Consider the following 12,898-nt stretch of genomic DNA (forward strand, 5'->3'; position numbering starts at 1 on the left):
ACATTTCTGCCTTATAAAAATGGCATTTCTAAAGCGATTAAGAATGGCTCTAATTTAAGCCATTCTGATAGAATTAAATTGTAGAGAGTTTATTTTTTTGCTATGGCAGGGCAATAAACTTTATAGTAACCAAAGGGACTTGAAATGAAGAGTGTATTTAAAATCAGTTTTATTTTATTAATAGCAAATTTATTATTGCCTTTTGCTGCTTTTGCTGACGGTGATGCAGCCAGTGGTGAATCACTGTTTCAGAAAAAATGTAAAATTTGTCATACCAATGAGAAAGGTGCTGATGCCAAAATAGGTCCAAATCTTTATGGCGTTTATGAAAGAAAATCAGGCCATTTTGAAGATTATAAATATTCAAAAAATATGCTTGATGCCAACCTGACTTGGGACGATGCGACATTGGATGCCTATCTAACAAAACCAAAAGACGTTGTTCCAAAAGGAAAAATGGTATTTGCCGGTTTTAAAAAGGAACAGGATCGTCTTGACATCATTGCCTACTTAAAATCGTTGCACGATTAATTTCAGGACTGAATGTTAATGATTTAATCATAGTTACAGCGCATAATAGAACTGTAATTAATTAAAGGAACCAGAAGGTTATCAAAATGGAATATTCCCACCGCCCAAAGATAGCTGCCAAAGCAGCCTCTATTGAAGAGAAAATATTTTTGTCCAGAAGAATGTTTATTATCTTCTTGGCGGCAATGGGAATTCTGTTCTTAATGGGATCCAATTCAAAAGCGCAAGGAGATAATTCGGACCCGGCGGAGCTTGAAAAAGCTAAAGAATTTATCGAAGCGTTTTCAGACAGAGCTATTGGAATTCTGAATAATAAGAATTTAACTGAAGAGCAGACCTTTAATGAATACAGAAAAATTCTGAATGACTCGTTTGCTATTGATTATATCTCGCGAATTACACTAAGCCGTCACCGCAATAAGGCCAGTAAGGAAGAGCTTGACGAGTATTCCAGACTTTTTCCTGAGTTTATCCTGAAAGTAAACTCCTCCCGTCTTCAAAAACTTGATACGACAAAGCTTGACATAGATCAGGTTGTGCCCAATGGCAAAACGGATATTTTTGTGCGGACCAAAGCCTTTAATGCTGATGATAAACCATTGGATGTTGACTGGCGGGTCAGAAGCGACAAAAATGGCACCTATAAGATTATTGATGTAAAAATTGAAGGCATCAGTATGGTCGCCACTCAGCGGGATGATTTCACTTCAAGAATAAGCAGCAGCGGCATAAGCGGTCTTAATAAATATATGAAAGATATAATCGACGGCATTGCTGTCGCACAGGATGATGCAACCTCCTGATAGTATCAATTTAAAAAACAAAGGGACAAACGAACCATGACTGATGGTCAATTATTTTTAGTGTTTGGCGGTAAAGTATCTGACCCACGAACGACCAATTTTATTAATCCTGAATATCTTCATACTGTTGGTATATACCCTTCATATGAAGAAGCCAAAAAAGCCTGGAAAGGCGCCAGTCAGGCGATGGTCGATGATGCAATGACAAAATATGTTGTTGTCTGTCTTGATAAACTTCTGACCCCATCCGACGCATAATAATATTTAAAAATCTGGGCACCAATAATCGGTGCCTTATTTTTTATTGTCTGGTTTTATATTAGATATGATATAAACAGGAATGGATTTTAACCCCAGACAATTTCTGCTTAAATGTTTCGAGGTCGCTGTTCAGGCGGCCCTTCCCGAAAAAATAGTTCCCGATCATCTTCCATCTAACCGAACTTCAAAAGTCATCATCATTGGGGCCGGGAAAGCGGCTGCTTCAATGGCTGCTTCCTTTGAAAAGAACTGGATTGGTCCTGTAACAGGACTTGTTGTTGTGCCTCAGAATCATGAGGTCCCCTGCAATTCCATAGAAGTTATTACCGCATCACATCCTACTCCAGATCATAAGTCTGTTATTGCCGCGAAACGAATTTTTGAACTAACAAAAAACCTGACTGAAGAAGACATGGTTTTTGTGCTTTTATCCGGAGGTGGATCATCACTATTATGCTATCCGGCAACAGACATTGATTTTTCCGAGAAACAAAAAATAAACCGGGCCCTCTTAAAATCAGGGGCCACAATTAATGAAATAAACTGTGTTCGGAAACATTTGTCAGCCATTAAAGGCGGCCACTTTGCCCGGCACTGCTTTCCGGCAAAAGTCTATACACTTGCCATTTCTGATGTGGTTGGTGATGATCCATCAACCATTGCTTCCGGCCCGACGGTCATAGATCCGACCACGTCGTCAGATGCCCTGAACATCCTTAAAAAATACTCAATCGAATTTTCAGACGCTGTTCGCCATTGGCTGGAAAATCCTTTGTCGGAAACAGAAAAGGAAGCAATTCCAGATAATCAATATACTATAATCGGGTCCGCCAGTATGGCCTTAAAAAAAGTGGAGGAATTTGCCCATATATCAGGGATCAACGTTATAAATCTAGGGGAACTGACCGGAGATGCTAAGGACTTAGGTCAAAAAACCGCGCTTGAAATTGACAACCTAAACATATCAGAACCAACCTTGATTATTTCCGGTGGTGAAACAACCGTAACCGTAAGGGGCAATGGTCAAGGCGGCAGAAATACTGAATTTCTGCTTAGTCTTCTGCTTTCAATAAAAAGCTCAAAAGAAGTTTATGCCCTTTCTGCGGATACAGATGGCATTGATGGCCTTGGCAATAATGCTGGTGCCATAATGACGCCGGACAGCAGAAAACGAGCACATATACAGGAAATTAATTTAAAGGCATTACTTGATAATAATGACAGCTACTCGGCCTTTGCTCAATTGGGTGATCTTATAATTACTGGACCAACTAAAACCAACGTTAATGATTTTAGAGCAATTATGCTTCTACCAAATAAGTTATTATCTTAAGGTAATTTTTGTTTTTAATAATTTTATGCTGATTATTAAGGCTAAAGCTATTTTGACAAATAAACCAGGCAGAAACGGCAGAAACCAAGATCTTATTATCTCTGTCCAAGGAAGGCCTGTTAAGACTTTACCCCATCCAACTCCCATACCTAAAATTATCAACGAACCTGCAAGACAAGCGAATATGATTTTTAAGTTATTTTTATTCTGAATATTATTTAAGTAATTATTCCTGACATCTTTTGTTAAAAATGAAATTAACGCAACAGCAATAAGAAATCCCAGAAGATAACCACCCGTTGGTCCGATAATAACTGAAAATCCGGACTTACCATCCGCAAAAATTGGGACACCTGACGCTCCTAACAACAGATAAACTAAAAGCGAGAATACGGCATATTTTATCGGTAATAGAATGCCAATTAAAAAAACGATCGTTAATTGCATTGTTATTGGAACCGGTCCTAAAGGTATAGAAATCCAGGAAGACAGCCCAAGCAGCAATGCCATAGCAAAGGAAATAAAACTGGCTTTAGCGAAACTCATTAATTCATCAAATTGAGTAAATTTACTTTTATTAACCTGCAATATCGTTAATGGCTTCTGCCAGTTTATTTGCATCTTCTTTTGAATTATAAAGCGCTGGACTGACCCGGATACCACTACCGCTATTGATACTACCCATTGTAGTTGTAAAAATACCGTATTTGTCAGTCAGCGTTTTCATAAGTTCCATATTTTCTTCGCGACTGGTTTTTCCCTTTATCCTGAAAGACGTAATCGCCGCATACATACGTTCATCCTGCGGGGTTAATATCTCGACATTTTTATTGTCGATTACCTGATTAACCCATTGATTTCTAAGATATCTTAACCTTCCGGTTATATTTTTCTGACCAATATTTTCCCTGAAATCTAGAGCATCCGGTATTGAAAGAACCGCTGCAAAATTCATCGTTCCCGTGTGAACGCGCATTCTGACATCATCGCTGTCCGCACCGGCCTGCCCCCGAAACGGATCAATATCATGAATTCGGTTTTTACGGATATACATCATCCCAACGCCTAAAGGCACACCGATCCATTTATGAAGGTTAAAGCCAACAAAATCGACCCCTAGATCCTGAAAGTCAAAATCATACTGTCCCCAGGAATGGGCCGCATCAAGAATGACATCAACACCCCTTGCTTTTGCCATCGCCGCAATTTCTTTAACGGGTGTAATCAGCCCGGTACGATTGCTGATATGGGTCATCAGCATCATTTTACATTTTGGATGATCATCAAGTGCTTTTTTATAGGCCGCGATAACATTTTCATATGATGCCGGCTCCGGCATGGCAATCGCAACCACATTGACTTTACGATAGTCTTTTAAATAACGCATTTCCGACTGCATAGAGCCATAGTCAAGGTCGGCATATATAACCGTGTCGCCCTCCTTTAACTTATTATAGCCGTTAATAAGGCATTGAAGCGCTTCCGTCGCATTACGGGTTAATTCAATTTCATCTTCACCAACACCCAGTTTCTTAGCCACTCTGGCAATGATTTTATTATAGTCATCCCGATAGAGTCTTCTGGCATAGTATGAGCTGTTCTGATTGACAAAATGAGTGTGCTGGATATAGGCCTGCGTAACCGGAATTGACATAATTCCCCAGTAGCCAGCCTCCATATTTGTAATATCCCCTGTTACATCATATTCATCCTGAATAATTTTCCAGAAATCCTCATCATCCGCTGCTCTCGGGGTGTTAGCAAAGCTAAGGGCAGGAATTCCTGCCATTGAAAGCCCGGCGAATAGTGCTGAAGAAGTAAGAAACTGACGTCGGTCCATTTGATTATCCCATCTTTTTCACAATATCTTTAATTGCCACGGCGAGCGCGGCCATATCCTGTTTCGAGCTATAAAGTCCCGGTGATATACGGATAGCATTGAGCTCAGGAATTGGCGCGCTGTTAATTTTATAATCGCGCAGCAATGTATTCCCGAGTTCAATCGCATTTTTATGTTTCTTAATCCGGAAAGATGTCAGCCCCGCATGCATCCGCTCATCTTCAGGTGTCAGGATATCAACGCGGTCATCATCAAGAAACTCTTTAACCCATTCATGTCTAAGTGCTCTAAATCGGCGATCGATATGTTCGATTCCAATTTTATCAAGGAAAATAAGTGCATCCTTAACGCTCAAAACCGCTGCCATATTCATCGTACCTGTTTGTACACGGTTGTTGATATCAATATTTCCGGGAGGTCCTTTGCTGCTTTTTGTATCAATATCCAGCATACGTTCCCTGCGTATATACATAAGGCCGACCCCTAGCGCCGCCCCTATCCATTTATGTAGGTTGAAGCCTACAAAATCCACATTCATATCCGGGAAATTAAAGTCATACTGCCCCCAGGAATGGGCCGCATCAACAATAACGTCAACACCATATGACCTTGCCATCAGTGAAATTTCCTTGAGCGGCACGATAACCCCGGTACGGTTTGCCATATGGGTGACAAGAATTAACTTGGTGCCCGGATTATCTTTAATCCCCTGTTCAAAAACGGCAATCTGATTTTCATAGGTTGCCGGATCAGGCGTATGAAGCCTGATCACATCAGCACCACGAAAATATCTCAGATGACGCATTTCCGCCTGCATACTATAATAGGCCGCATCGGCATATAAAACCTTATCTCCCGGCTTTAATTTATTATAACCGCTGATTAGCAGCTGCATGGACTCGGTAACATTTCTTGTGAAAACCAACTCATCACTCCGGACGCCCAGTTTCTTTGCCAGCATTTCAAGAATTTCCTGACGGTCCACATTAAATGATCTCGCGTTCGGGTCTACCCGTCTTCCCGATCCCATATAATGTGAACTATAGGCGTTTATGAAGGCTGTGTGATCAGCAAAAGCCTGACGTACGGGTTCAGACATAATTCCCCAATGGCCCGCATTCAGATTTATAAACTCATCCGTGACCTTATATTGATCCATAATCGTTTGCCAGTAGGCATCACTATCCTTGTCCATCATTTCCTGAGCCTGCGCCCCCATTGCGCCAGCAGTAACAGAAACTGACGCCAGTGCTGCTGTCGTTTTTAAAAAATCCCGTCTATCCATAATAATTTTTCCCTCTATTTTAAATTGCTTAAATCTTTTTGATAACTTTCCCTTAATTCCTGATCAGGTTTTATGATGCTAACAATATACCCGACGACGAATGAAAACAAGAAGGCAGGTGGCATTGTTTCCATGGCAACAAAATAATCGCCTATTCCTCCCATTTCTGAAAAAACAAATTTTGCAAGAATTGTCATGACAAAACCGGCGATCATGGACGCTATAGCGCCGTTGGCGGTAAACCCTTTCCAGAATAAGGACATGATAACCATTGGGCAGAATATTGCTGCAATTCCTGACCAACCAAATATCACAAACCAGAAAATAGTTCTGGTCGGTGACAAGAACGAAACAACAAGCGCAATTGCCAAGGCAAGTGCTGCAAAAATTATGGTCAGCCAGCGTGAAATGCTTGCCGATTTAATGCCATCAAATTCCGCCTTCAGTATTTTACGGTAAATATCATGGGTAATTGACCCGGCAGCCACAATCAAGAGCGACGAAACTGTTGACATGATAGCTGAAAGGACGGCAGCGACATATAGCCCGACCAGAATAAGAGGAAAAACATATTCCACCATTGTCGGCAAAACATTTTGCGCACCGTTGCCAAGAATTTCGACCGGATCAGCCCCTGCTTTTGTAAACAGATAACGTCCAAGCACACCGATACTGACCGCCGAAGTATCAACAAGAAAAGTAAAGCCGAGCGCAACCCACCGGCCCCGTTTAATTTCATCAATATCCCGGATTGATAAAAACCGGGCAAAAACCTGTGGGGAACCAAGAAAGCCAAGCCCGATCAGCATCATACCAAGGACAATGGCAAAATTCATAGGTGTTAATCCACCAAGTCCCCAGATATTGACAAGGCCAGGATCAATGGTTTTCAATGTATCATAAACATGGTCGGATGGCCCAAGCATGAGAAATGCCGTGACGGGAAGCGCAACAAGACTGAGCATCATAATCAGCCCCTGAAACATATCGGTCCAGGCCACCGCCAGAAATCCACCCATCACGCTGTAAACTACAACTATAATAAACCCAATGGCCGCGCCGGTATGATAATCCCAGTCTAAAAAGCGTTCAAAGGCCGAACCTGTCGCATCAATTTGTGCACTTATATAGATCAGAATAAAAATGGCCAACGACAACGAAGCCACCCATCTTAACGTATGTGTTTTAACCTTAAATCTACTGACGAGATAATCTGTCATCGTCAGGCTGTCATAATGATCAGTCAGTTTTTTATAGCGTTCCGCCATTAAAAACCATGCAACCGCAACCCCAAACATTTCACCGACAACGACCCAATAGGCGCTGAAGCCCACCATAGCCCCCATCCCGGTAACACCGAGAAGTAACCATGCACTTTCACCTGTTGCCTGGGCGGAAAATGCGGCAACCCAATAGCCTAATGTTTTATTCCCGGTTACATAATCTTTGATATTTCTAACGCGTTTCGAGGCAATGATGCTTAATGAAACCAGCACCGCCAGATACAGAAACAACATAGAATATTTTTCGACCAAGTCCCCTCATCCCAAATTTGATTTTTATTTTATATAGAGTACCCTAGCATCATTTTTAGGAAATTATAGAAAATTGTGTATATTCATACTAAATTTCAAAATTACAGGAGCGTCGATTGACACATGAGCAACTAACTATTGTCATCATTCTGGCCGGGGTGTTTATTTTTTTTCTATGGGGACGCTGGCGGTATGACGTCGTTGCTTTCAGTGCTCTAATGATAAGCGTATTAAGTGGTATCATTAACGGTGAAGATGCCTTTAACGGATATTCCCATCCTGCCGTTATTACGGTCATTGCTGTTCTAGTCATCAGCAATGGTCTGGCGGTTTCCGGAGTCATAGACCGTATTGCTCATATTCTGGTTCCCCCCATAAAAAGCCTGTTTATGCAGATTTTCATTATGTCGAGCTTTTCCGCAGCCCTTTCAGCGGTGATGAATAATGTTGCTGCGCTGGCTCTATTAATGCCGGCAACCATTGACAGTGCAAAAAAGGTTAATAGGTCCCCGGCACTGCTCTTGATGCCCCTTTCATTTGGATCAATATTGGGAGGACTGATTACTTTGATTGGCACACCGCCCAATATCGTTATTGCCCATTATAGAGAAAAGGTTTCAGGTGAGCCTTTTTCAATGTTTGATTTCTCTCCCGTGGGCATTGTTGTTGCTGTTAGCGGCGTCCTGTTTCTGGGGCTTGTCGGATGGCGACTTTTACCCCGTGACAGGCAAGCAAAATCAGCAACAGATGACCTTTATGATATTAATGATTATCTCGCCGAAACAATAGTAAAGGAAGGGTCCGCCGCGATCGGCCAGAAAATAAAAGACATTGATGAAATTGCGGACAGTTGTGACGTGCGACTGGCAGGGCTGATCCGAGACGGAAAAAAAATATTAAGATTAACAAAAACCCGTGTCATAAAAGAAGGTGATGTTTTAATCCTGAAAACCGGACCAAAAGAGCTCGATACATTTTCCCATAAACTGGGCCTTGAAATTAAAGGAGGTGATTATGACCGTGCTCTGCTTTCAAATGAGGATGTAACGCTGCAGGAAGCTGTGGTTTCCGCAGACAGCCGTGTTATCGGCCGCAAAATTGGTGAAATCAGACTAAAATCAAGATCGGCCCTTAATCTGCTTGGTGTTTCAAGGCAGGGACAAAGTATTAATAGTGAACTTCACAAGCTAATCTTCCGCGCAGGTGACGTGTTGCTGTTACAGGGCGATACAGACAGTATGACAAAATCGATGGACCGCCTTGGATTACTTCCCCTTGCGGAACGTGGTTTTAATATCGGCAAACGCCGGCATGCCTGGATAGCCACACTGTTGCTGGTCGGAGCGATTGCCGCGGCCGCTACGGGCATCAGCAGCCTGACTGTTTCGCTCGCCATTGCTGCACTGGGAATGGTTATTTTCAACATTATTCCGCTTAGAGATCTATATAACAGTATTGACTGGCCCGTTATTGTTCTGGTCGGGTCTATGATCCCTATTGGCGGTGCATTGGAAACCACCGGCACCACAGATCTTATTGCATCGGGTATTCTTAATATGTCAGAAGGGTTTTCCGCTTTTGCAGTACTTGCAGTTTTATTTATTGTGACAATGACCCTGTCCGATCTGATGAATAATGTTGCCACCGCCGTAATGATGGCCCCCATTGCTGTCAGTCTCGCCAATAGCCTGGATTCAAACCCTGATGCCTTTCTGATGGCTGTTGCCGTTTCATCATCCTGCGCCTTTCTTACCCCGATCGGACATAAAAACAACGCCCTGATCATGGGGCCGGGTGGCTATAAATTTGGTGATTACTGGCGTATGGGACTACCGCTTGAAATTATCATCACAATTGTAGCATTGCCAATGATTGCTTTTGTCTGGCCGCTTTAAGGTCTTAATGGAATAAGTGTCGATTTTTCCTGATCATCCATTTGCGCGATCAGGCCTGTTTCCCACCGCAGATATTCACGCGCATGGTCAAGGTTACCGCTATGACGACCATGAGTATGAAACTGAAAATCAATCCGCTCGGCATCGGTCGGACAATTGGGTGTCGATATAACTATTAGTCCCGCTTTGCGCCAATCATCCGGCTCGCTCAATGAAATCAGTCCATTACCGCCCAGATCTTTTAGTATAAAAGTGGCGCTTAAAAGCTCGGACGCAATGACAACGACCTGTCCCTCAACCTTTATATCAGCCAGTTTAGGTCTGATTGTCCAGACTGCTCCATCAATGTGTGCTTCCCTGAAATCTGCGCTCGGTCTGATATCAATGATGGTTTTCGGTCCATCCAGTTTGGCGATACCGGCAGCATCAATAAAATCATAGCCTGAAATATCAATTTCAATTTCTTCAATATGAACGAACTCATTAACTGAATTTTCATCCAGAACATAGGCATCATGCCCCATTCCTTTTAGCCAGATCGCCGTCATAACCGCACGAATACGGTGATTGTCAAACAGAACAATTTTAGCATTTCTGGTGGCAAACCACTGGTCTGTTGCCTGCACCAGTTGCCCACCCGGCGCATGACGAAATCCATCCACATGGCCGGTTTCATATTCTTCACGGGTGCGAATATCAAACATGAAACATGTTTTGTCCTTTTCCTGACGCCATACTTTCAGCTGTGTATTATCAATTACCGGAATATCATAGTCTTTGATCATCCGATCTGCTTTTTGCCGCGCCTCAACGATGACTGTGTCAGGGATATCTTCCGGGTAAACACGCCTTGCCCCATATTCAAGTTCAAACCCGGCAAGTTTCCACCCCATTGTACCATTTTCCAGGGCATATATTTTATTGGGAAGGTTAAGAAGATTTAATGTCTGCGCCCCGATCAGACTTCTTGTCCGTCCGGCACAATTGACAATGATATCCTGATCCGGACGCGCCATCATGGCTTTATAACGTAAACTCAGCTCAGCATTGGGGCAGGATGTCGAACCTGGAATGGTCATTTTATGAAATTCTTCAGGCGTGCGCCCATCAAGAAGGATAAAATTGTCATCCCCTGCATCCATACGTTTTTTAAGCTCAGTTGCTGTAATGGATTTTGTACCAAGTTCATGTTCCACAACTTCGCCGAATGATTTGGACGGGGCGCTGATCCCTTCATAAAGAGCATATCCAGCATCAGACCAGGCCTTAACGCCTCCTTTCAGAATGATGATATTCTGATAACCCATTGCTTCGAGATATTTTGCTGACTTTTCCGCGATACCGTCATCAGCATCCAGTAGCATCATCGGCGTCTTCAGACAGGGAACGAAAAGACCGATCCGTGCCTCTAAAATACTATAGGGCACATGGGAGACAAAGAACGGATGTCCGCGGCCGTAATCGGCAACTTCGCGGACATCTATAAAGGCTATTTCCCCGGATGAGGAAAGGAGCTTTTTAACTTCACTGGCTGATTTATAGTCCATTATTATCTTTTACTGAGCTCCATTTCCGCGGCGATAAATCCGAATGCGGGCCATGATTTCGTTTTCATAAACCGCTCCATCAAATCATATGCCCGATCACTATCACCATTATAAAGGAACCAGTTGGCAACACCATATGCAATCGCAGCTCCACTTGGATCATTGGGATCAACATTGGTCAATGTTTCCGCCGGTATTACGCCCTTATACATAAGGGTCAGATTATGATAGGACATATTTTCAATAATTTTCATATCCTTCGAAATATTATCAAGGGATGCCTGTGCCTCTTTATCGCGGCCCATGCGCCGCAAAATCATATAAATCCAGTGACCAGTTGAAACGATATTATCATCATTGATCCCTAGATCCTGACCGGCTTTAAATGCATCATAAGCTTTTTGCCAGTCCTGTTTCAGATAATAGGAAAGCCCCAGATGATAATAAATATTACTGTGCGTGGTGGTCAGGAAAATACCCAATGGGTTTGGTGCCCCATCCGGCTCAATTTTATCTTCCGATCCCTGAATGAGTTCTGCTGCTTTTTCATAATCGGCAACGGCCCGGTCAATTTCACGGATTGTAATATAACGATGACCACGATGGCGATACATCCTGGCATCATTTGGAAATTTTTTGATGCCTTCGCTGAAAATTTCAATGGCCCGACGATAATCACCGGTATAGGCAACTCGCCGTCCATACCAGATGATATTGTCAGCATTCATTGAGTCAGCGTCATAATTCGCTTTTGCCGCTGCAAGGTCATCAAGAAGCTTCTGACTGGGGGCTGGTGAATATAGCGGCTGTCCCAAAAATGAAACCGCCTGCGCCCCTTCCGGCACATCCGAAAATAATTTGTCGTCTGCTTGTGCGATATTGGCCAGCATTATACTGATGGCACTCATCAAAAATAATTTAAAGCTTTTCATTTCTTCCCTTTATATTTTGTTTTTCAGATCAACTTCAGCTGCAATATAGCCAAATGATCCCCAGGACTTTGTTTTAAGGAATTTTTCCATTAAATCATAGGCTTTTTCTTTATCCCCGTTATAAAAAAACCAGTTCGCAACACCATAAGTAATACTGGCACCGGCCGGTATATTCGGATCAGCGTTTAAAACCTCTTCTTCCGGCACTTCGCCTTTATAGAACATCACGAGTTTATGATAGTTATGCACTTCTATAATATCCATATCGGCATTCACATAAGATAAGGCATCCTGCGCTTCCTTATTCCGTCCGAGCCGCCGCAGAATCATATAAATCCAGTGGGTGGTTGAGGCTGTATTATCATCATTAAGCCCCAGATCACGGCCCATTTTATAGGCCCTTAGCGCATTTTCAAAATCATGCTTGAGATAATAAGCAAGACCCAGATGATAATAGATATTGCTCTGGGTGCTGGTCACCGGAATTCCTGCAGGGTTCGGGGCACCATCGGGCTCAATTTTATCTTCTTTTCCTTTAATCAGGCTGGCCGCTTTTTCAAAATCATCAATCGCACGGTCAAATTCACGGATTGTAATATAACGATGTCCGCGGTGACGATACATACGTTCGTCATCAGGATGTTTCTCTATTCCTTCAGAAAAAATAAGAATGGCCCGGCGAAAATCACCGGTATAGGCCATGCGCCGACCATACCAGATGATATTGTCGGCATCCATCGGATCAGCATCATATTTGGCTTTGGCTGCGGCCAGATCATCCAGTAGCTTCTGACTGGGCGCTGGCATTGTTAAAGGCTTCCCAAACAGAGAAACGGCCTGTGTCCCATCGGGGACTTCAGATAATAGTGAAGACTGCGCATTGGCATTTGCCACTGCGAATAAAACCACTATCGCTAAACTTAATTTTTTCATATT

At 42.8% G+C, this 12,898-nt stretch carries 12 protein-coding genes; 5 read left to right on the forward strand and 7 right to left on the reverse strand.

The genetic code is table 11. From position 1 onward, the window contains the following. Positions 1–144: 144 nt before the first annotated feature. The 4 genes from R3D86_02445 (at position 145) to R3D86_02460 (ending at position 2,928) form a co-directional block, all read left to right on the forward strand. Positions 145–531: a cytochrome c family protein gene (locus tag R3D86_02445; GenBank protein ID MEZ5757062.1), complete on the forward strand. Its 387-nt coding sequence runs from the start codon at positions 145–147 to the stop codon at positions 529–531. 86 nt (positions 532–617) lie between these two features. Beyond that, positions 618–1,334, forward strand: coding sequence for an ABC transporter substrate-binding protein (locus tag R3D86_02450; protein ID MEZ5757063.1), 717 nt, complete (start codon positions 618–620; stop codon positions 1,332–1,334). Positions 1,335–1,370: 36 nt separating this feature from the next. Then, entirely contained in the window at positions 1,371–1,592 is a 222-nt protein-coding gene (locus R3D86_02455) for a DUF4170 domain-containing protein (protein MEZ5757064.1), read from the forward strand. 82 nt (positions 1,593–1,674) lie between these two features. Continuing rightward, positions 1,675–2,928: a glycerate kinase gene (locus R3D86_02460; GenBank protein ID MEZ5757065.1), complete on the forward strand. Its 1,254-nt coding sequence runs from the start codon at positions 1,675–1,677 to the stop codon at positions 2,926–2,928. On the opposite strand, the gene R3D86_02465 is transcribed toward R3D86_02460, so the two are convergent. The 4 genes from R3D86_02465 to R3D86_02480 are packed head-to-tail and all read right to left on the reverse strand — an operon-like array spanning position 2,920 to position 7,588. Further along, positions 2,920–3,516, reverse strand: a complete 597-nt coding sequence (locus R3D86_02465; GenBank protein ID MEZ5757066.1) for a biotin transporter BioY — start codon at positions 3,514–3,516, stop codon at positions 2,920–2,922. The two genes, R3D86_02460 and R3D86_02465, sit on opposite strands and share 9 nt — an antisense overlap. Next, positions 3,506–4,768: an aminotransferase class V-fold PLP-dependent enzyme gene (locus R3D86_02470; protein ID MEZ5757067.1), complete on the reverse strand. Its 1,263-nt coding sequence runs from the start codon at positions 4,766–4,768 to the stop codon at positions 3,506–3,508. Before R3D86_02470 ends, R3D86_02465 begins: the two co-directional genes overlap by 11 nt. 4 nt (positions 4,769–4,772) lie before the next feature. Beyond that, positions 4,773–6,053, reverse strand: a complete 1,281-nt coding sequence (locus R3D86_02475; GenBank protein ID MEZ5757068.1) for an aminotransferase class V-fold PLP-dependent enzyme — start codon at positions 6,051–6,053, stop codon at positions 4,773–4,775. 14 nt (positions 6,054–6,067) lie between these two features. Then, complete coding sequence (locus R3D86_02480) at positions 6,068–7,588, reverse strand: sodium/proline symporter (protein MEZ5757069.1); 1,521 nt, start codon at positions 7,586–7,588, stop codon at positions 6,068–6,070. A 116-nt stretch (positions 7,589–7,704) separates the two neighbouring features. Between R3D86_02480 and R3D86_02485 the strand changes: the two genes are divergently transcribed. Next, positions 7,705–9,483 carry an SLC13 family permease gene (locus tag R3D86_02485; GenBank protein MEZ5757070.1) on the forward strand — a complete coding sequence of 593 codons (1,779 nt, stop codon included), beginning with the start codon at positions 7,705–7,707 and terminating at the stop codon, positions 9,481–9,483. Here the strand turns inward: R3D86_02485 and R3D86_02490 are convergent. From R3D86_02490 to R3D86_02500, 3 genes are read right to left on the reverse strand one after another with little or no spacing between them, the layout of a single operon-like run. Then, positions 9,480–11,030, reverse strand: coding sequence for a rhodanese-like domain-containing protein (locus R3D86_02490; protein ID MEZ5757071.1), 1,551 nt, complete (start codon positions 11,028–11,030; stop codon positions 9,480–9,482). The genes R3D86_02485 and R3D86_02490 overlap by 4 nt on opposite strands. Positions 11,031–11,032: 2 nt before the next feature. Beyond that, positions 11,033–11,962 carry a hypothetical protein gene (locus tag R3D86_02495; GenBank protein ID MEZ5757072.1) on the reverse strand — a complete coding sequence of 310 codons (930 nt, stop codon included), beginning with the start codon at positions 11,960–11,962 and terminating at the stop codon, positions 11,033–11,035. A 9-nt stretch (positions 11,963–11,971) separates the two neighbouring features. Then, positions 11,972–12,895: a hypothetical protein gene (locus tag R3D86_02500; protein MEZ5757073.1), complete on the reverse strand. Its 924-nt coding sequence runs from the start codon at positions 12,893–12,895 to the stop codon at positions 11,972–11,974. Positions 12,896–12,898 lie beyond the last annotated feature (3 nt).

The sequence above is a fragment of the Emcibacteraceae bacterium genome (assembly GCA_041396985.1).
Taxonomy (GTDB): Bacteria; Pseudomonadota; Alphaproteobacteria; order Sphingomonadales; family Emcibacteraceae; genus Pseudemcibacter.

Bases quoted from the DNA above. Each gene is read 5' to 3' on its own strand.
- R3D86_02450 (MEZ5757063.1), top strand. From the start codon at position 618: ATGGAATATTCCCACCGCCCAAAGATAGCTGCCAAAGCAGCCTCTATT.
- R3D86_02495 (MEZ5757072.1), bottom strand. From the start codon at position 11,962: ATGAAAAGCTTTAAATTATTTTTGATGAGTGCCATCAGTATAATGCTG.
- R3D86_02455 (MEZ5757064.1), top strand. From the start codon at position 1,371: ATGACTGATGGTCAATTATTTTTAGTGTTTGGCGGTAAAGTATCTGAC.
- R3D86_02475 (MEZ5757068.1), bottom strand. From the start codon at position 6,053: ATGGATAGACGGGATTTTTTAAAAACGACAGCAGCACTGGCGTCAGTT.
- R3D86_02445 (MEZ5757062.1), top strand. From the start codon at position 145: ATGAAGAGTGTATTTAAAATCAGTTTTATTTTATTAATAGCAAATTTA.
- R3D86_02470 (MEZ5757067.1), bottom strand. From the start codon at position 4,768: ATGGACCGACGTCAGTTTCTTACTTCTTCAGCACTATTCGCCGGGCTT.
- R3D86_02490 (MEZ5757071.1), bottom strand. From the start codon at position 11,030: ATGGACTATAAATCAGCCAGTGAAGTTAAAAAGCTCCTTTCCTCATCC.
- R3D86_02460 (MEZ5757065.1), top strand. From the start codon at position 1,675: ATGGATTTTAACCCCAGACAATTTCTGCTTAAATGTTTCGAGGTCGCT.
- R3D86_02500 (MEZ5757073.1), bottom strand. From the start codon at position 12,895: ATGAAAAAATTAAGTTTAGCGATAGTGGTTTTATTCGCAGTGGCAAAT.